Raw genomic sequence first — 18,359 nt, 5'->3', positions numbered from 1 at the left:
ATGTGGAAATTCAAGAAATACTCAAAATGAATAAATTATATAATACTCATTGGTGGTTCAAGGGAAAGTATAAAATTGTTCATAAATTAATAGAAAAGAATTTAAAGATTAAATACACACCAAGAGTTTTGGATATTGGTTGTGGTCCAGCATACTTTGCAAAGTTTTATCAATACACAGGAATTGATCCATATTCAGAAAATCATAATATGAATATAATTAAAGTCCCTATTGAAGAAGTTGAACTAAAGGAACAATATGACGTTGTATTAGTATTAGACGTATTGGAACACTTGCAAGATGATAATGTAATAAAAAAATTTATAGATAATAACCTTAAAGATGATGGGATTGCTATAATAACTGTTCCAGCTAACCCCAAATTGTTTAATGAGCATGATATTAAATGTGGACATTATAGAAGATATACTAAAAATGATTTAATAAAGTTATTATCAGGATATGAATATAAAATATATTATTACAACAGTATTTTATATCCCATGGAATATATTTACAGAAAAATAACTAAAGGTAAAGACAATTTAAGACAAATACCAAATTTAGTGAATACAATGCTCTATTTGATAATATCAATAGAGTATTTTTTATTACCATATTTGCCTAAAGGATTATCAATGTTAGCAATAGTTAAGAAGAAAGGAGGTGTAGGAGTTGAGAGGGGTATTAGTAGTTCCAGCATATAATGAAGCATTAAGATTACCAGAAAAGCTATTAGAATGGCAACAAATAAAAAAAGAATTTCATGTAATACTTGTAGATGATGGATCTGATGATATAACTTCAAGTATCGCAAAAAAGATGGGCTTTGAAGTAATAAGGCTAAAGAAAAACATGGGAAAGGGTTATGCGGTGAGGGTGGGAATGTTAAGAGCTTTAAATTATAATCCAGACTTTATTATTTTTTCTGATGCAGATTTAAGCGTATCATATAATCAATGGCAAAATCTAATTAAATATATTGACAGTTATGACGTTATAGTAGCTTCAAGACATTTAAAAGGTGCAGTTGTTGATAGAAGTTTTAAAAGAAAACTAATGAGCAAAGTTTTCTCATTCATTGCTAATGATATTTTTAATCTTGGGATAAAAGACACTCAATGTGGTTTAAAAATATTTAATATTTCGGTGGTAAAAGATTTGTTTGAAGAACCATTTATGCTCAATAAATTTGCTTTTGATGTTGAACTCTTATTAAGAGCAAAAAAGAAAAAATATCGAATATTAGAAATGCCAGTAGAATGGAAAGAAGTTAAAAATAGTAAGGTTAATAGTATAAAAACGTCAATTGAGATGTTTTTATCACTATTTAAACTATATAAAAAAATAAATTTATGGAGGTAAGAATTATGATAATAAAGTTATTTAAAGAAATCAAAAACATTTTAACAGACAACAGAGGTATGTCAGAAATAATTGGTGTTGCATTTTTATTAATATTTGTAGTATTTGTTCTTGGAAAACCATTGCAAAATATTGGTGGAACTTTAGGGTCAGGCTACAACAATTTAAACAACAAACTTAACAGCAATCTGCAATATTTAAACCAAATCAACTAAAGTGGGGTAGAGAAAATCTGCCCCATTTTTTTATGGAGGTGATAAGAATATGACAAAAATATATTTATATGTAATAAAGGTATTTAATACTATTATGGAAATGTTAGCAGACAACAGCGGAATGTCAGAAATTATCGGAGTTGCATTTTTGATTATTTTTATTGTCTTTATTTTAGGTAAACCACTACAAAGTATAGGTAACACATTAGGAACAGGATATAACAATTTAAACGACAAAATAAATAACAGCATGAACTATTTAAACCAAATAAATTAGAAGGTGATTTAATGAAAAGATTTATTTCATTAATAAGAAACACATTAAAAGACAAAAAAGGTAATTCAGAAATAACAGGGGCATTAATTATATTGCCTCTGATTATTTCTATATCTTTAAATCCAATAATAATGTTTTTGGATCTGCAAAGATACCAAAGATTAGAAGAAATAGGGAAAACATATATAATTCGTATGGAAACAGAAGGTGGTTTAACAACAGAAGCATATTCTCAATTACTGCAAAGTATATCAAATGCAGGCTTTGATTTAGGTAACACACAAATTGATTACACCCCGTCACCAGTAGATTTCGGCAATGAAGTAAAATTAAAAATAACTACACAAATGACATTTAAAAGAATTTCCATTATCAAAGCTGGAGGATTAACCAATGAAACAAAAGCAGTCGTTGTTGGTCCTTATTATTCAGTCAGTAAGAAGAATTTTGAAAAGCAATAATGGTAATGGAGTTGCACTTATGGGTTCAATTCTTTTACTGCTGGTAGTCATGCCTCTTTCGTTATATCAATTAGATATAACATTAGCAATAAATTCAAAGAACAGAATTGAAAGAGCAGTAACAATTTCAGCATTAGCTTCATTATATAACGTTTCGATAGGAGTTGATTTAGGAGATGTGCAAAAATCAATTATTGCTGAAAATTTTGAATATTTTTTGAAGAAAAATCTTAATTTAGATAATAATTTTATTCCTAAATCGGGACTTATAAAAGATCCAATAGTAATAAAAGAAATTATTGTATACGATTCAACAGATACACCTACAATATGTCCTTATGGGAAAGAGATAACACTACCAAGTATTCATATTGTTATAGAAACCCAAATAAAAAGGTTATACAAAGGAGATGTATTAGGCGAGTATATTCCTATAACAGTTCATAAAGATATAGATATATTAGAAACAGGGAGTGATTAATTTGATAAAAATGTTTATTGCATTAGGAATAGCATTAATAACAACAACAATAGCAGGTTATTACGATTATAAAAAAAATGTAGTTCCAGATATATTATGGGCTATTAACTTAATAGCCTCAATTATTATTTTCAGATTAGAACTATTAAAAAATGGACACCTACAAATAGCTCTTATGATATTTTTTGTTATGTTATTAGTAGCTTTATTATTAAAAGCTTTTGATGGTGGAGATGTAAAATATATACCATCAATTGCACTACTAACAGGTGAATATATAGGATTAACAATACTAATTGGTGGATTAATAGAAATAGTATATGCATATATAAGAAGTTATATTAAAAAAGAGTCAATATGGGCAACAAAGCTACCTACAATGCCATTCATATTTATAGGAATGTTGGCAAGTAGTGGCTTTGAAATATATAACATTATTAAATTATACATGTAGGAGGTTTTTTACAATGAAAACATTTTTAATTCAAATTGGTCTTATTATTGCTGGTTTTGGATTAGGTATTTACACAACAGGAGCTATTCTTTTTGGTTCAGCTTCACCATTTGATGTAATGAAAAAAGAGAATAATGTAAAATTGCCAACAATAAAATCATTGTTTTGGCTATGTGTTGTAATTGTAGCAGTTTTATTTGCAGGTGCGTCTTTCATTAAGTAAGGGGCAGAATTTTCTGTCCCTTTTTTATTTTATAAGGAGGTGTATATAATTTGCTAAAAAAAATATTAATAAGAATTATTGAAATATTAAAGGATAATAGAGGCATGTCAGAAATAATTGGGTCTGCCTTTTTAATGTTATTTGTAACAATGGCAGTAATGCCATCTATTACTGGTTGTTCAATAACAGCAGATAAATTAATAAAAACCATTGATGACAGAATGAAAGAACAAATGGGAGTTCAACTAAATTAAAAGAGGGGATAAAAATGAAACTAAAAAAAATCATATTTGCAATAGTGGGGGTAATGATAGCTGGGATAATAATTATTGGTGAATATCAGTTATTTCAAGAAAAAACAAAAAACTCAATTGAAACAATAATAATAGCTGGAACAGATATAAAAAAAGGAGAAAAAATAACAATAGATAAACTGGCAATAACAAATGTAACAAAGCCTTGCGTTATTCCAGCAGTAAGAAATCCTAACGAAGTAATAGGTAAATATGCCCCTTATGATATTTTAAGAGGTGAACCTATAATAAAAAATAAATTGTTAGACCGAGTATATATAAGTGCATATAATGAGTATGCAACAATAGTTAAAGTAGAAGTGTTCCCAATTTCGTTTATAGAGAAATATGAGAATATAAAATTATTATATATGCCTGAAAAAAAAACCGAAAAGCCTGCAAAATCTGAATACATTGACAATGTTCGCGTGTTTAATATGTATGACGCAGGATTTAGGACAGCAGAAGAAATACAAAAACAACAACAACAAAACAATTATCAACCAATAGGAATAAGTTATATTGAAGTTGGAGGCGATAAAGAAAAAATAAAAGCAATAAAAGAGAAAGAAAAAGAAGGAACGTTCGTTGTAATTAAGAAAGAATAAGGAGGGTATATTATGAACAAGTGTATATTTCTTGGCAACCTTGTAAGAGATCCAGAAAGCTATGACACACAAAATGGTAAAAAACTTATAAGAATAACAATAGCAATTAACAGGATTGTAAATGGGGAAAAGAAGGTTGATTTTCTAACATGCATTGCATTTGGAAAGACAGGGGAAGCAATACAAAAATACTTTAACAAAGGCAAGCCAATACTTGTTGAAGCAAAGGCAGTTAATACAAAAAGAAAAACAGCTTCTGGTGAAGAATACAATACAGTAGTATTTATAATTGAGTCTTTTAACTTTGCAGGTGGGAAAAAGCTTGAAGAACACTCTGAAACAGCTCATGAACAATTACAATCAAATGATGATATACCAGAAGGATTTGAAGAAGTGTCGGAAGATGAATTGCCTTTTGATATTTAAAGCAGGGTTTTAATTCCCTGCTTTTTTGTTTATTGGAGGTGAAATAAGTGCAAAAGAAATACTGCTATTTTTGCGACAAAGATGTTGAATATGAAATAAAAGACGAAAATATTAAACTTAATATTGATGGCAAAACAATAGAGTTTATAGGAAAAATAGCAAGATGTTCACTTTGTGGGCATGAAATTGATTGTGAAGAAATTGAAAAAGAAAATATTAAAATGGCAAGGAAGAAATTAGCCTTATCATATTTAGAAGAAAATATTGATATTAGCGAATGTAACGTTATTTCACTGCAATGCATTAATTGTAAAAACAATATTGTTGTTATAAGCGAAAAAGACGTTAAAAATCTTCATTGTTCTTTCTGTGGGGGAAAAGATTTCAAAATAAATTTTTCTATTTTGAAACGATAAAAAATGAGGTGTAAAAGGATATGCAATATAGAAAGCCAGTATATATTTGCTCACCATACAGGGGTAATCCTAAGGAGAACTATCAAAAAGCATTAGAATATTGCAGATTAGCATATAAATTTTTTGGTATCTCCTACTTAAACTAACATTGTAGAAAATAGAGGGGCAAAAAGAGATAAGGAGGAATAAGAGATGAAAAAAATAATAAGAATGATAACATTAGGGCTTATCACGATATTTGCAATAACATCAATAGCTTTTGCAGTACCGGTAAAAATACCAGAAATACCAAACAAGCCACCTATTATCAAACCAGTTAAACCAGTTAAACCAAATCCAATTAATATTTTTATAGCTTAGACCCTTAACTGCCCCTCTATTTGTATAAAACTATAATGAGGTGTTGCTATTGAGCAGAGTTAAGAACTATGCAAAAAGTAAAGCCAAAAACTATGCGAAGAAAAAAGTTAAAAATCTTTTGTTAAAAACAGCTCCTTACTGGATACCAATAGTAGCAATATTATTTATAGTCTTATTAATAACAGCTACATTACAAAGTTTTCTTGAAGATGGTGCAATTGCAGATACTTTATCAAAAGAAGATAATCAAAAGCTGATACAATATTCAATTGACAAAGCAAGAGAAGTAAACGGATCTATGCTTGATTATTACGGAACTGATGAGGAACTCTCTTTAAATTCGGCACTTATTAATTCATATTACAAATATCTGCAGTTGAATGAAAGCGAAGAACAAACATTAGAGAGTATAAAAAGAAAGCTATCAACAATAGCAGAAAAAATGAAGCCTGAATGGGAATATATAAAAAATCGTAGGCAAGTAGAAACAATTAAAACAGTAACCTATGAGAAAATAATAACAAAACAGTATTCATATTCATTAAAAGAAGGTGTTGACGCAACAGTATATAGCGTTTATTTACCAAGTCCAACAACAGTAACAACCATTGAAAGATGGACTGAAAAAATAAAAGTAACAGATGTAGAGCCTATATACCTATTAACAAAAGCAGATACAATAAAGAATACCTATGATATAACTTATAAAATGCAGAAATCAACAGATTATTATGAGAATAATCAGCCTAAAAGTAAATCCTCAACTTTTCTAAATGAAAAGGTAGAGGACAAGCAATATGTAAAGTCAACTACACAAGAAATCATATCAAAAAATGATCCACAGAAAACAACAAATGGAACAAAACCAAGCTATAACTCGTCTATTATAGTAGAAAATTGCACTACAAATGAATATCAACCTTATGTTGTTTCGGAAGAAATAAACGAAGTAAGCGAAATAATACCTGTTCAAGATGAATTTAAATCTTTGAATAGCAAAGACTATACAAGACTTGAAGATATGATAAAAGAAGAAAATAAAGATGAAGATATTGCAATGGTTAAAGCTATGATAGTAAACAACGCACAAAGTTATATCAATGGGCAAAGGAACGCTGATTGGGTATTTTCAGAGATAAACGACTATGAAAATGTGGCAGGATTTACCTCATCAGCATATATACCAGCACAATTATTACCTTTTTTCAAAGAAGCAGAACAAAGATATAATATTCCATATTGGTTACTGGGAGCAATAGCATTTAGAGAAAGCTCTTTCAACATACATGCAACCTCAAATGTTGGGTGCTATGGGCTTATGCAACTTCAACCATTCAACTGGGAAGCAATAGCACCAAAGCTTGGTTTTGATGTGGTTGCAGACAGGGACAACCCAGAAGCACAAATTCTTGCAGGAACACACCTTTTATCTGGTTATATTCAAAAATGGAGCAATAAAAACCCAGAACAAATAGATTGGCAAGGTGAAGGTTGGAAAGATGAAATAATGCCTGCATTGGCTCATTATTGGGGAATAAATGATGTCGAATATTGTCGAAGAACCTATGGGGCAAAAGTAGTCGAAACAGCACAAACATATAGGAACATAGATACATTCATGGCAAGTGGAACAGCAAAACCAATAGCAGGGGAAATACACATAACCAGTCCATTTGGAATGAGATTCCACCCTGTATATAATACATGGAAAATGCATAATGGCATTGACATAGCAACAGGCTATGGAGAACCAATATTTGCGGTAGCTGACGGTGTAATCACTCATGCTGGCAACTGGGGAGGTGGAGGACTAACAGTTATACTTAAAAGTGGTAATTATGAGTTTATCTATTGCCATCTATCCAAGATAGATGTGCAAGTAGGAAAACAAGTTAAAGAAGGTGAAATATTAGGTGGGACTGACTCAACAGGTGCGTCAACAGGTAACCACTTGCATTTTGGAACAAAGTTAAATGGGGTATATGTTGATCCATTAAGCGTATTACCAACTTTGCAATGAATTGAGGTGCAGAAATGGACGAAAGCATAAGCATATTAATACAATTAATGAGTGAGAAGAACCCTACACTTCTCACTCATTCGCTAAATGTAGCAATGTTATCTTCACTTATGGCAGAAAAATTGGAATATGACTGCCATTATTTTTATACAGCAGGTCTTTTGCATGATGTAGGGAAAATATTACTTCCCAACAGCTTATTAGACAAATCTATACAGTTGACAAGTGAAGAACTCCAAATAATAAAAAACCATACTTATTATGGAAGTATGATATTAACAACTCTAAACTTAAAGGAATACGCACATATAGCTTTGAATCATCACAACGATACACAAAGTCAAGCAATTAATGTTCAAATAATATCAATTGCAGATAAGTTTGAAGCGATGACATCTTTTGCAAGGTATTATAAGAAGCCAAAGACAAAAGAGCAAGCATTAGAAGAATTATATACGCTTAACATTTATGAACAAAAATTATTATATGCATTAGAAAAAACAATATTCGACAAAAAACAACAAAGGGCGTGTGAAAATGTTAAGGCTCGGGCAGAAGGTTAGAATACAAGAAAGAAACAAGGGAAAGCAAGGGAAGAAAGAAGGCACAACAACAAAAATAGGGATAGTAACAGCTAAATACAGAAATTTTTTTGTAGTAAGTTTTGCTCACTATAAGGAGTGTTTCCAGTATTCAGATATATCTTTAGGGATTGTAACTCCACTTGTAGGGAAATTAATTCAGTTAAAGGAGAAACAGCAAAAAGAGAAGGAGATGTGATAATGTGAAAGCAAAACTAATTGTTATAATCACATTTATTGTGATAACAATAGCATATACTTTTGCTATTGTTAAAATATATAATGATGGAAAAACAGAAAATTGTGAAAAATATTCAATATCTATGTATAATGCGATAACAAACACAAAAGAATTGGAAGTTAAAAAAGGCATAATTAATGTCAACAATAATAGTTATTATTTCTATAAGGATAAGAATTATCTATATGTATTTGATGATAAATTTACAAATCGATACAAAATAAAGATAACAGGGTATAAAAACGAAATGACATATAGCTTAATAAGCAAACAAATTGAAAAATGGATTCAAAGAGCAAAACCATTTAATAACAACTCAATAACACAAGACATAACCAGTCAAGCAAGCAAAGAGGCAATAATAATACCAATAGTATTGTTTTTCCTGTATTTCGTATTTATTTTTATAGCTATATCCATGTTTGATACAGAACTTGCAAAAGAAGTATACGAGAAATGAGTCAATACTCCCCCAAGAGCAAGGATAAAACCTTGCTTATTTTTTTATAAAAAATAATAAAAAAATAATAATATGTGATATAATATAAATATAAGGTAAAAGTAAACCAAGTAAACTATATATAAATATGAGCAATAGGAGATAAACCTTATATAAGAGGTGTTTATAATGTATCTATATCAAACAGGAAAACTAAATAAGAAAGGTCAACTACCCCCGACTAAAGTCGGAGGCTTGAGCCTTGGGTTGACTACCCTCAGCCACCTGGTGTAAACCAGACGGGGCTACGTTATTCCTGTGATGACACTCTGGAATGATGCCCAAGTTCCAAACTCTGTCGTCTACTTGCTAAACAGTTCTGTGGGGTAGGGACAGTGCAGTAGACATAACAAGCAGGAATAACATTGGGGATGGGCAAATAACTCCAAAAGGAGGAATACTTTATGATAGTGTTCGTACTTAACAAGCATGGCAAACCATTAATGCCATGTAAACCTTCAAAGGCAAGAAAACTGCTGAAACAGGGAAAAGCAAAAGTGGTTAAGAAAGAACCTTTCACGATTCAACTTTTGTATGGAAGTAGCGGATATAAGCAGAAGTGTATAGCAGGAATTGACGCAGGAAGTAAAAATGTTGGTATAGCAGTTACAACTGAAGACGGCAGAATAATTTACAAGGCACAAGTAGAGTTGAGGCAGGACATAAAAGAAAACATAGAAATAAGACGAAGGCTCAGAAGAACAAGAAGAAATAGAAAAACACGTTATCGCAAACCAAGATTTCTTAACCGTAAAAGACATGAAGAATGGTTACCACCATCTATAAGGGCAAGAGTAGAGGCACATTACAATATCATCAAAAAACTTGCTCAGATAATTCCGATAACAGAAATCAAAGTAGAAGTAGGGCAATTTGATACACAAGTGTTACAAAATCCTAATATATATGGGAAAGAATATCAACAAGGAGAAATGCAAGGATTTGACAGTGTTAAGGAGTATGTGAAAATCAGAGATGGTTTTAAATGTCATTATGCCAAGTTAAGACCTGATATACCATGTTCGGGCAAATTGACAGTAGATCACATTATTCCAAGGAGCAGAGGAGGAACAAACAATCCATCAAATTTGGTGTGCTGTTGTGATGCCCATAATATAGCAAAAGGAAATATGAGTTATAAGCAGTTTACTGGGAAGCAACCACCTACAATCAAGGATTTTCGTCCTACAGTGTTCATGAATGTTTTAAAAGATTACCTTGTCCCGAAGTTGCAGAAGATAGCACCTACAAGATATACGTTTGGACTGTATACCAGAAGAACACGCAAAGAATGGGGATTGGAAAAGTCGCATATAAACGATGCTATTACAATTGCAGGGATAAAACCAGGATGGCAGGATGACACATGGTATTTTGTAAAGCAAGTTCGCAAAAAGAAACGCAGTCTACACGAAGAAATCCCTCGCAAAGGTAGGAAAGAACCAAACAGAAAAGCAAAACGTAACAACAAGAATATAAAGGAAATAGTGGTTAACAGTAAGAAGTGGTGTTTATGGGATAGAGTATATATACCCCTTATTAACAAAATAGGTTATATTTCAGGTTTTACAGGCAAATGGGTATATGTTCAAGATATAGATGGGAACTACTTGCAGGTTTCAAAGAAATACAAACAAATTAATCCCAAAGAGATAGTTTTATTAAGCAGAAGCAATAACTATATTTGTCAGCAGTTCATCTCATGACTAAAGTCACAAGAGTTCTTGCTGACTTATTAAAAAGTAAATCTAATGGGGGAAAGTAAAAATGTCAGATACTACATGGTCGGTAAAAATACCAGAGGAATTAAAAGAACAGGTCGCAAAGTTGCTTGAAGAATCGGGACTAACAGGAAAGGACTTTATGAAGCAGTTAGTTTCTTTATACCAATTAGAAAAGACAAAACAAAGGATACCAGAGATAGCAGAGGACATAAACGAATTAAATATACTGCTAAATAGAATAAATACAATATATGTGAACATGGCAGAAAGATTTGAAAATATAACTAAAGCAAAAGAAGAAGAATACAGAGAAACTTTAAAAGCAAAAGATGAGTTAATTCAAGAATTGCAACAAGCAATAAGCACAATTAAGAAAGAATTAGACAACCTAAAAGCAGAAAAAGAAAATATAGATAATCTAAAAAAACTACTGGTAGTAAAGGAAGAAGAAATAAGCAAGCTAAAAGAAAGCATAAAGAACATAGAATATGAAAAAGAGAAAGCACTATTTGAAAAAGAAAGAGAACTTACCCAGCAGTTTCAAGAGAAATATCAAATACTACTTATAGAACTACAAAATAAAATAGTCGGCAATAATCAAGCTAATGCTTGATTATATAAAAAACATAGGGGGTAAATAGAAATGACAAAGGAACAATTAATCAAAGCAATGGCTACAAAAAGTGGACTAACACAAAAGGACACTGAAAAATTGCTTAACGCATTTGTTGACTCAGTTACAGAAGCACTTCAAAATAATGATAAAGTTCAATTAGTTGGTTTTGGCTCATTTGAAGTTAGAGAAAGAGCAGAAAGGAAAGGCAAAAATCCACAAACACAAGAAGAAATACTTATACCAGCAACAAAAGTTCCAGTATTCAAGGTAGGCAAGCTTTTGAAAGAAGCTGTAATAACAAAGTAAGGCAGGGTAAATCCTGCCTTTTTACATAGATAATAAAATATTTTAGATGCACAGAGTGTCAGTTTCTGATAATCTTGCAAGTAAAGCTGATAAAGATGTAAGATAAGTTATGATAGTATTGTAAGAACAGATACATTCTAAAATATAAAAAATGGGGAGACCATTTGATTATTTAACTAAAAAATACCTAATATTATTTTAAAGTATAAAATCTATTGGATTACAACATAATCAACATATATTGAACATGCATCTCCATTAGCACAGTCTGAGCTTGAAATAAACTGAATTCCTATTTCTCTTACTTGGTCTAAATTACTTACATTACTCAAACTGATTTGAACTAATGAAGCATTACTACTATTAATGCTAACAGCCCCTCCATCATACCAAGTCCAACTGCTACCGGTTTTAACATATAATTTTGCTTGCATTCCACTTCCTACATTGCCCCAAGCTGCATGTTTAACATACGCCTTTATTGTTGATTTTCCAGATAGGTTTTGATCTGATGTTAATTTTAAATAGTATTGGTTACTAGGCTTTAAAGTGATATCTGCTTTTAAAGAATAACTACCATTATATTTCCATTCGGTTACACTCCACGGTCCACCACTTATATTACTTCCGGTCCATCCTTGAGTTGAGTTTTCAAAGTCGTAGATAATGCTACTACTGCTGGTACCGCCATTTTTAACTAAATTACCCCAATAGGTTAATGTGGTCCAATCTGATTGTGTCATATCAAGCCACGCATTAGCCGAATCATTTCCACACCATGACCAAGCAATATAGCCAATACCAAGACTATTACAGGTATTCATTAAGTATGCTGCATCTACTTTGCAACCAAGATTATTATTCCCATTGTTATAATTATAACCAAATTCTCCTACCATAATTGGAATCCCTTTATTTTTGCAACTAGTTAAAAAGTTATAAATTTTGCTATTATCATTCCAAGAACCATACATATGAATACTAAATACTACATTTTTATTAGGATCGGCATTAAGAACATCTAATGCATAGTTCAAGATATCATCTTGATCTTGTCCCCATCCACCTGAATCAATAACTATTGTATTACTCATACCATTATTTCTAAGTTTCTGCACAGCACTTTTATAAGTATCTCTCCACGTTGTGCTGTTAGCTGGTCCCCATTCATTAGCTATATTAATCCATACGTCACTTGATATATAAGACTTGTTACTTATCCACCAATTTACCATTCTATCAATATCACTTGAATTTGTTCCACCTGTTACATCATGCAATTCTGGAATAGGTTTTAGACCTAAAGTTTTACATCGGTCTATGATTTGTTTCAATCTTGAACCTGAACCACTGGTTTGCCATACAATTCTTACAGTATTAAACCCATTATTCTTAATAGTGTCTAAAGCTGAATAAGATTGGCTATCAAACCAGATATGCGGATTATTAACCCCTTTAATACCTGAAGTGGAAGGGGCAGCCTTAGCTATGTTTTTATTGTAGCTAAAAAATATAATACCTATTGCAAGTGCAATAACCAATAATGATGATAGTGTAATTCTCTTAAATTTCATAATTTTACCTCCTTTTTTTATTTTAATATTATTGATAAAGGTCTCCCCATATGTAAGCTTTATTATTGACATGTAATAATATAAAGAAAGTAAAATATATAACTAAAAATATAAAATAATTTTGTATAGTATATGCACTATAATTATATATTGATTTTTAAAAAACAACTATTTATAAGTTATTTTACTAAAAAATTTGTAGAAATATTGTTAAATACCTTTGTCCCCTGTATTATTAAATAATAATTATATATAATATAAAAATATTAATAATTAATTTTTGCAAAATATACATTTTAAACGATAAAAAAACCATATAAAATAATCGTAACATTAAGAATTATATTTAGCAATATTATTATATAAATAATGTAAAAATATTATGCATAAAATAGAATATAATAATACTATAAATAATTAAAACAAAAAACATAACAATATTTGATTTTCGAGATACTTTTATAATGGATTGAAACACCTTCTAATCACTAATACCATATCAATACGCTGATGATATAAGGCTTTTTATATAAATAGCAACAATGGAACAAGGAGTGATAATAAAGAGGTTGCTGTCATGGAAAAAAGGCAATCTCTTTTATTTTTATTTAGAAAAGAAAAATTAAAGAAAGGAGATATTTTTATGAAACCTCAAGAAATTGAAAAGATTATAGAATCTCTTTCAGATAAAAGAGTCTTTGCTTTGTTAATTGGTGTAACTCAAGAAGGTGAGATTGTATTAAGACCAATTGGTGGTGAATGGGATAGTGGTATAATAAATGCAATACAAGAGATGAATCAAAAATATCCAAACTGTAAAATGAAACTACTTGAAAGAAGTTATGATGATTGGTTCAAATATTTTACACATGTTGTCCAGAAAGATCGAATGATTTAAAATATATATATTAAAACAAAAATAGAAAAAGGAGTTAACTCTATGTCAAAAGAATGTATTGAAAAAGCTATCAATGTTTCTGATATTGTAGAATTCCCTACTGAATTAGGCAATAGATGTTTGCTTCTTACTGAACTTGGACTAAACCCCTATATTCACACAGAAGAAGAAATATTAGAGGCTTTAGAAAAAACAGCAAATGATTCTTAATATCTCGATATTTGCATTAAATCAAGTAGATGTCAATGTTTTTATGAAGAATTTAAACAAGGCATTACTCCTTTTTATGATAAAGATAAAATAAAAGTAATAGAATATAATGGGAAATACTGGGTAGATGAAGGTAAGCATAGAGTATGTTTAGCAAAGAGGATAGGAGTTACTAAGATTAAGGCTGAAGTAATACAATTAAAAGAAGATGTCTATACAACATTAGAGGCTTTAGGAAAGCCTGGACATTACAATTTTGATTTTACAATGTCAATAAATAATGAAAAAAGAAAGTTCACAGGTAAAATTGGCTTGCTACGGGTTGGGACAATAAAAGACTATGATTTGTTGTTGTTAAAAAAAATGCCAATTACACTTGATTGGACTTTTAAATATAAAAGGGATTGGGTTGTTCTTGATAATGGCATAAAGGTAAAAGTAGAAACCAGTTCAGAAACCAAGAAAAGATTATTGCAACCAGAAGAAACAATACGTCGAGTTCATTCTGAAGTAATCATAGAAAATAACCATCATAAAACAAGAGTATGGCTTTTTGCAGTCAATGCAAATGAAGAAATGTTTAGAACACCATTAGGAAAGCTAAATATAGACAACTTGTATCGTTATGAGTGTTGGAAGAAAATACACGAACACATGTTAGAAAGAATTATATTATAGATTTGCAAAACAATGAGTTATTATTATTGTGTATGTTTATTATTTGACTTTGTGGTATAATTATAATAGAAATATGCTTAAAAAAGAGGAAATTGATATGAGTTTAGCAAAAATAATTTATAAAAATGTAGGCGATTTATCAGAAAAAGAACAAAGAAAAATATTAAGGTATATTAAAATAAAAAAAATAGAAGAAGATGATAGAAGAATAGATAAAGCAATAAGTAATTTTATGAATAAGCACAAAAATGCTTTAATAGAACTTGCAAAAAAATGAAAAGAATAACAATTGAGAAAGTTATAGAATTCCATAAAATTATAATTAATAAAACTGGTGGTTTACATGGAATTCGAGATATAAACCTATTGTATTCATCAATAGAAAATGCATTTCAAACATATGATGAAAAAGAATTATACCCTACTGATATCGATAAAATTTCTATGATTTGTTATAGCGTAATAAGAAATCACCCTTTTATTGATGGAAACAAAAGAATAGGTGTTGCTTTATTATGTGTTTTATGTGATATAAACAATATATCAATAAATTGTTCCGATGATGAGTTAGTTCAATTAGCCCTCAATATTGCTCAAAATAAATATAAAAAAGAAGAAATTAAAGAATGGATTATCTCACATACAGTTAGAAATATAAAAACAAAACGAACAATTATTAAGCATAAGAAGAAATAACCTTCAAAGCAACTCCTCTTTGGTAGTTTGCCAATAAAAACAGAAAGGGGAGAGAAGTAAGATTAATGAGTATAGGGATAGATGAAATTAGAAAGTTAGCTAAAGAAGAAAAAATACAATGGTGCGGACATATGATGATAAGAATGAAAGAAAGAGGTATAACAATTTATGACGTTTTTGAAGCTATAAATAACGGTGAGATTATTGAAATCTACGAAAAAGACTATCCTTTTCCAAGTTGCCTAATATTAGGGTATACTAATGAGAAAAAACCAATTCATGTCATTTGTTCTATTGGTAATGACTTTGTATGGTTTATAACTTCTTATTTCCCTACTCTTGATGAATGGTTGGAAGATTATAAAACAAGGAGAGATAATAAATGAAGTGTGTTTTGTGTAAAGCAAGTCTAAAACAAGGAGAAGTAAATCATATTATTGACATTAATAATAAAATAATAATAATTAAAAATGTTCCTGCACTTGTATGTCAACAATGCGGTGAGTATTTTATTGATAATGAAACAGCTATTAAACTTGAAAAAATAGTAGACGAACTATTAAAAAACAAGACAGAAATAGTTATTGCAAATTATTCAGAAATAGCTGCATAAAAATAATACAGTGAAGTTAACCACAGTGAGCAAAAACTCATTGTGGTTATTTTTTGTGCAACAACATTATTTTAAGCTAAATAGTAAACATAGTAAACCTTATGAAGCACTAATATAACAAGTAAACCTTAAAAGTATGATAAAAATGAGAATTAAATTAGAACCAAAAATATATATAAAAATATAATAATTATGGTATAATAATAAACATAATAATAAAATAATATAACTTAAATGTTATAGAGGTGTTTGTTATGAATAATGAAATTTATAAAAAAATAGGAATTAAATTACAAGAAATTAGAAAAATGAGGGGTTTAACACAAGAACAAGTAGCAAAATATTTAGGTATTACTCAAAATCAACTTTCCTACTATGAAAACGGTAAACGAGAAATTAGTATAGACATGCTTCAACAACTTGCAAGGTTGTATGGTTGTGATTATAACTATCTTCTGGACGACAGAGAAAATTTAGATGAGCAGGTTGCAATAAACTTTAGGGCAGATGAAATCTCTGATGAGGACTTAGAAGTCATTGCTTTTGCAAATGAATTTATAATGAATTTAAGTATGATGTATAAAATGAGTGAGGGAATAGATAATGAGTGAAAAAGCAGTAATAAAAGCAATGGAGACAAGAAAGGAACTTGGGCTTGCTTTTTATGAATCGGCAGATATTTTTAAAATACTTTATGAAGTAGAAGGAATATCTCTTGTATTTAAAGAAATGAGCGACAAAATGTCCGGACTGTTTCTAAGAAAAGATAAAGCAAATCTTATAGTAATTAATTCAAGAAAAACTTTAGGACATCAAAGATTTACTGCAACACATGAATACTATCATTACAAATATAGTAATGGTGCTTTAAACAGAATATGCTCAATTAATAAATTTGTAGATGATAACCCAGAAGAAAGAGAGGCAAATATATTTGCACTTAATTTTCTACTGCCAAGAGAGGCAGTAGAGTATGTTTTATATAAAAAAAGAAAACAAAGAAAAGGAATTGACATCACTGATATTATTTTTTTAGAACAATATTTCGGAGTCAGTCATCAATGTATGTTAATAAGATTAGAGGAATTAAAATTAATAAACAAACAGCAAAAAGAGGAATTTAAACACAATATAATTACAAAAGCAAGGGAATATGGTTATCCGATAGAACTATACAAAAGTACAGCAGATAAAAATATACAAGTTTATTCGGAATATGCTGAACTTGCAAAAAAGCTACTTGAGGCAGGTAAAATATCATATGGTAAATATGAAGAATTGCTCATAGAAGGCGGATATGCACATATGGTTTTTGAACCTACTCAAGATACAGAAGGTGAAATTAATGAATTTGAAGATGCCGATAGTATTTGATAATGATTGCCTATGCTCTTTTTCATGGATTAACAGGCTTGATATTTTGGATAATCTTTTTTCTAACAATATAGTAATACCAATGATTGTATATAACGAAATACGAAGAATGTTGAACTACAAGGCGTATAAATTCGTATTTCAAAACATAGAACAAAAAGTTAATACACAACAATATCAAATCAAAGAAATACCGCTATTCTCACCAATAGCCGAAGAATACGAAAAACTAACTGACATAAGTAAACAAAATTCAATAGGGAAAGGTGAAGCTTCAGCAATTGTATTAGCAAAATATCTTAACGGAACATTAGCCAGTAATAATCTAAGAGATGTATTACCTAATATCAAACCAGACCATCCACCGCTTATAACAACCGAAATTATTCTTTATATGTCATATCAACAAAATTATATTAATGCTGTTCAAGGACAAAATATTTTGTCAAAAATGAAGGCAACAAAAAGAAAGCTGTCAACATTTGATTTTCAAGAAGTGATAAGAAAATATCAAGGGAGATTATAAGAAAATAACCATAGTCAACAAAACTTGCTACGGTTATTTTTTATTAAACTATATCACTTGATATAAAAAATAAAAGTAAACAAGTAAACCTTATGAAATAACTAATAAAACAAGTAAACCTAAAAAAGTATAAAAGATTTGGAAGTGGTATATGGTAAAATATAATTAGAAAGTAAACAAAAAAATATAAACTACCATAACAAACTTAAAAACCATGGTATAAC

31 protein-coding genes are annotated in these 18,359 nt (G+C 29.8%); 30 read left to right on the top strand and 1 reads right to left on the bottom strand.

The annotated features are described in order from the left end of the window. Positions 1–2: 2 nt before the first annotated feature. From ACAG39_01975 to ACAG39_01880, 20 genes are all read left to right on the top strand, one after another. Positions 3–707: a class I SAM-dependent methyltransferase gene (locus ACAG39_01975; GenBank protein MEZ0535998.1), complete on the top strand. Its 705-nt coding sequence runs from the start codon at positions 3–5 to the stop codon at positions 705–707. Further along, positions 676–1,365, top strand: coding sequence for a dolichyl-phosphate beta-glucosyltransferase (locus ACAG39_01970; protein ID MEZ0535997.1), 690 nt, complete (start codon positions 676–678; stop codon positions 1,363–1,365). The genes ACAG39_01975 and ACAG39_01970 overlap by 32 nt, the downstream gene beginning before the upstream one ends. A gap of 5 nt (positions 1,366–1,370) precedes the next feature. Then, entirely contained in the window at positions 1,371–1,580 is a 210-nt protein-coding gene (locus tag ACAG39_01965) for a hypothetical protein (GenBank protein MEZ0535996.1), read from the top strand. 49 nt (positions 1,581–1,629) lie between these two features. Then, a complete protein-coding gene (locus ACAG39_01960; protein MEZ0535995.1) occupies positions 1,630–1,857 on the top strand; it encodes a hypothetical protein in 228 nt (75 codons plus the stop codon). 11 nt (positions 1,858–1,868) lie between these two features. Next, entirely contained in the window at positions 1,869–2,318 is a 450-nt protein-coding gene (locus tag ACAG39_01955; GenBank protein MEZ0535994.1) for a hypothetical protein, read from the top strand. Continuing rightward, positions 2,251–2,799 (top strand): hypothetical protein, encoded by a 549-nt coding sequence (locus ACAG39_01950; GenBank protein MEZ0535993.1) that lies wholly within the window; start codon positions 2,251–2,253, stop codon positions 2,797–2,799. Before ACAG39_01955 ends, ACAG39_01950 begins: the two co-directional genes overlap by 68 nt. A gap of 10 nt (positions 2,800–2,809) precedes the next feature. Continuing rightward, positions 2,810–3,253 carry a prepilin peptidase gene (locus tag ACAG39_01945; GenBank protein ID MEZ0535992.1) on the top strand — a complete coding sequence of 148 codons (444 nt, stop codon included), beginning with the start codon at positions 2,810–2,812 and terminating at the stop codon, positions 3,251–3,253. Between the two features lie 13 nt (positions 3,254–3,266). Next, the gene (locus tag ACAG39_01940) at positions 3,267–3,476 is read left to right on the top strand and encodes a hypothetical protein (GenBank protein MEZ0535991.1); all 210 of its coding nucleotides are present in this window, start codon (positions 3,267–3,269) and stop codon (positions 3,474–3,476) included. A 50-nt stretch (positions 3,477–3,526) separates the two neighbouring features. Next, complete coding sequence (locus ACAG39_01935; GenBank protein ID MEZ0535990.1) at positions 3,527–3,730, top strand: hypothetical protein; 204 nt, start codon at positions 3,527–3,529, stop codon at positions 3,728–3,730. 14 nt (positions 3,731–3,744) lie between these two features. Beyond that, on the top strand, positions 3,745–4,377 hold the full coding sequence (locus ACAG39_01930; protein ID MEZ0535989.1) for an SAF domain-containing protein: 633 nt from the start codon (positions 3,745–3,747) through the stop codon (positions 4,375–4,377). Between the two features lie 12 nt (positions 4,378–4,389). Further along, positions 4,390–4,803: a single-stranded DNA-binding protein gene (locus tag ACAG39_01925; protein ID MEZ0535988.1), complete on the top strand. Its 414-nt coding sequence runs from the start codon at positions 4,390–4,392 to the stop codon at positions 4,801–4,803. A gap of 47 nt (positions 4,804–4,850) precedes the next feature. Then, positions 4,851–5,219, top strand: a complete 369-nt coding sequence (locus ACAG39_01920) for a hypothetical protein (GenBank protein ID MEZ0535987.1) — start codon at positions 4,851–4,853, stop codon at positions 5,217–5,219. A gap of 192 nt (positions 5,220–5,411) precedes the next feature. Beyond that, on the top strand, positions 5,412–5,579 hold the full coding sequence (locus ACAG39_01915) for a hypothetical protein (protein ID MEZ0535986.1): 168 nt from the start codon (positions 5,412–5,414) through the stop codon (positions 5,577–5,579). Between the two features lie 49 nt (positions 5,580–5,628). Further along, a complete protein-coding gene (locus ACAG39_01910) occupies positions 5,629–7,599 on the top strand; it encodes a M23 family metallopeptidase (protein ID MEZ0535985.1) in 1,971 nt (656 codons plus the stop codon). 14 nt (positions 7,600–7,613) lie between these two features. Next, positions 7,614–8,162 (top strand): HD-GYP domain-containing protein, encoded by a 549-nt coding sequence (locus ACAG39_01905; GenBank protein ID MEZ0535984.1) that lies wholly within the window; start codon positions 7,614–7,616, stop codon positions 8,160–8,162. Then, positions 8,137–8,379: a hypothetical protein gene (locus ACAG39_01900; protein MEZ0535983.1), complete on the top strand. Its 243-nt coding sequence runs from the start codon at positions 8,137–8,139 to the stop codon at positions 8,377–8,379. The genes ACAG39_01905 and ACAG39_01900 overlap by 26 nt, the downstream gene beginning before the upstream one ends. A gap of 4 nt (positions 8,380–8,383) precedes the next feature. Continuing rightward, positions 8,384–8,881: a hypothetical protein gene (locus tag ACAG39_01895; protein MEZ0535982.1), complete on the top strand. Its 498-nt coding sequence runs from the start codon at positions 8,384–8,386 to the stop codon at positions 8,879–8,881. Positions 8,882–9,324: 443 nt separating this feature from the next. Then, positions 9,325–10,626, top strand: a complete 1,302-nt coding sequence (gene iscB, locus ACAG39_01890) for an RNA-guided endonuclease IscB (protein ID MEZ0535981.1) — start codon at positions 9,325–9,327, stop codon at positions 10,624–10,626. A 61-nt stretch (positions 10,627–10,687) separates the two neighbouring features. After that, complete coding sequence (locus ACAG39_01885) at positions 10,688–11,257, top strand: hypothetical protein (protein MEZ0535980.1); 570 nt, start codon at positions 10,688–10,690, stop codon at positions 11,255–11,257. A gap of 30 nt (positions 11,258–11,287) precedes the next feature. After that, entirely contained in the window at positions 11,288–11,566 is a 279-nt protein-coding gene (locus ACAG39_01880; protein ID MEZ0535979.1) for an HU family DNA-binding protein, read from the top strand. A 212-nt stretch (positions 11,567–11,778) separates the two neighbouring features. On the opposite strand, the gene ACAG39_01875 is transcribed toward ACAG39_01880, so the two are convergent. After that, positions 11,779–13,140: a glycoside hydrolase family 5 protein gene (locus ACAG39_01875; protein MEZ0535978.1), complete on the bottom strand. Its 1,362-nt coding sequence runs from the start codon at positions 13,138–13,140 to the stop codon at positions 11,779–11,781. Positions 13,141–13,717: 577 nt separating this feature from the next. On the opposite strand from ACAG39_01875, the gene ACAG39_01870 reads away from it, so the two are divergent. The 10 genes from ACAG39_01870 to ACAG39_01825 all read left to right on the top strand — a co-directional run bounded on the left by ACAG39_01870 (position 13,718) and on the right by ACAG39_01825 (position 18,135). Beyond that, complete coding sequence (locus ACAG39_01870) at positions 13,718–14,038, top strand: hypothetical protein (protein ID MEZ0535977.1); 321 nt, start codon at positions 13,718–13,720, stop codon at positions 14,036–14,038. A gap of 42 nt (positions 14,039–14,080) precedes the next feature. Continuing rightward, positions 14,081–14,248, top strand: a complete 168-nt coding sequence (locus ACAG39_01865) for a hypothetical protein (GenBank protein MEZ0535976.1) — start codon at positions 14,081–14,083, stop codon at positions 14,246–14,248. Between the two features lie 267 nt (positions 14,249–14,515). Continuing rightward, positions 14,516–14,926 carry a hypothetical protein gene (locus ACAG39_01860; protein MEZ0535975.1) on the top strand — a complete coding sequence of 137 codons (411 nt, stop codon included), beginning with the start codon at positions 14,516–14,518 and terminating at the stop codon, positions 14,924–14,926. Positions 14,927–15,023: 97 nt separating this feature from the next. Next, the gene (locus ACAG39_01855) at positions 15,024–15,203 is read left to right on the top strand and encodes a hypothetical protein (GenBank protein ID MEZ0535974.1); all 180 of its coding nucleotides are present in this window, start codon (positions 15,024–15,026) and stop codon (positions 15,201–15,203) included. Further along, a complete protein-coding gene (locus tag ACAG39_01850) occupies positions 15,200–15,622 on the top strand; it encodes a type II toxin-antitoxin system death-on-curing family toxin (protein MEZ0535973.1) in 423 nt (140 codons plus the stop codon). The genes ACAG39_01855 and ACAG39_01850 overlap by 4 nt, the downstream gene beginning before the upstream one ends. 65 nt (positions 15,623–15,687) lie before the next feature. Next, positions 15,688–16,008 carry a DUF4258 domain-containing protein gene (locus tag ACAG39_01845; protein MEZ0535972.1) on the top strand — a complete coding sequence of 107 codons (321 nt, stop codon included), beginning with the start codon at positions 15,688–15,690 and terminating at the stop codon, positions 16,006–16,008. Beyond that, entirely contained in the window at positions 16,005–16,235 is a 231-nt protein-coding gene (locus ACAG39_01840; GenBank protein ID MEZ0535971.1) for a YgiT-type zinc finger protein, read from the top strand. Before ACAG39_01845 ends, ACAG39_01840 begins: the two co-directional genes overlap by 4 nt. Before the next feature lie 254 nt (positions 16,236–16,489). After that, positions 16,490–16,846 (top strand): helix-turn-helix domain-containing protein, encoded by a 357-nt coding sequence (locus ACAG39_01835; protein MEZ0535970.1) that lies wholly within the window; start codon positions 16,490–16,492, stop codon positions 16,844–16,846. After that, entirely contained in the window at positions 16,839–17,609 is a 771-nt protein-coding gene (locus tag ACAG39_01830) for an ImmA/IrrE family metallo-endopeptidase (GenBank protein MEZ0535969.1), read from the top strand. Before ACAG39_01835 ends, ACAG39_01830 begins: the two co-directional genes overlap by 8 nt. Further along, entirely contained in the window at positions 17,581–18,135 is a 555-nt protein-coding gene (locus ACAG39_01825) for a hypothetical protein (protein MEZ0535968.1), read from the top strand. The genes ACAG39_01830 and ACAG39_01825 overlap by 29 nt, the downstream gene beginning before the upstream one ends. Positions 18,136–18,359: the final 224 nt, after the last annotated feature.

It is taken from the genome of Caldicellulosiruptoraceae bacterium PP1 (genome assembly GCA_041320695.1).
In the GTDB taxonomy this organism is placed as follows: domain Bacteria; phylum Bacillota; class Thermoanaerobacteria; order Caldicellulosiruptorales; family Caldicellulosiruptoraceae; genus JBGGOQ01.
Note: the sequence above shows the minus strand (reverse complement) of the source record. Positions and strands in the feature narration are given on the sequence as shown.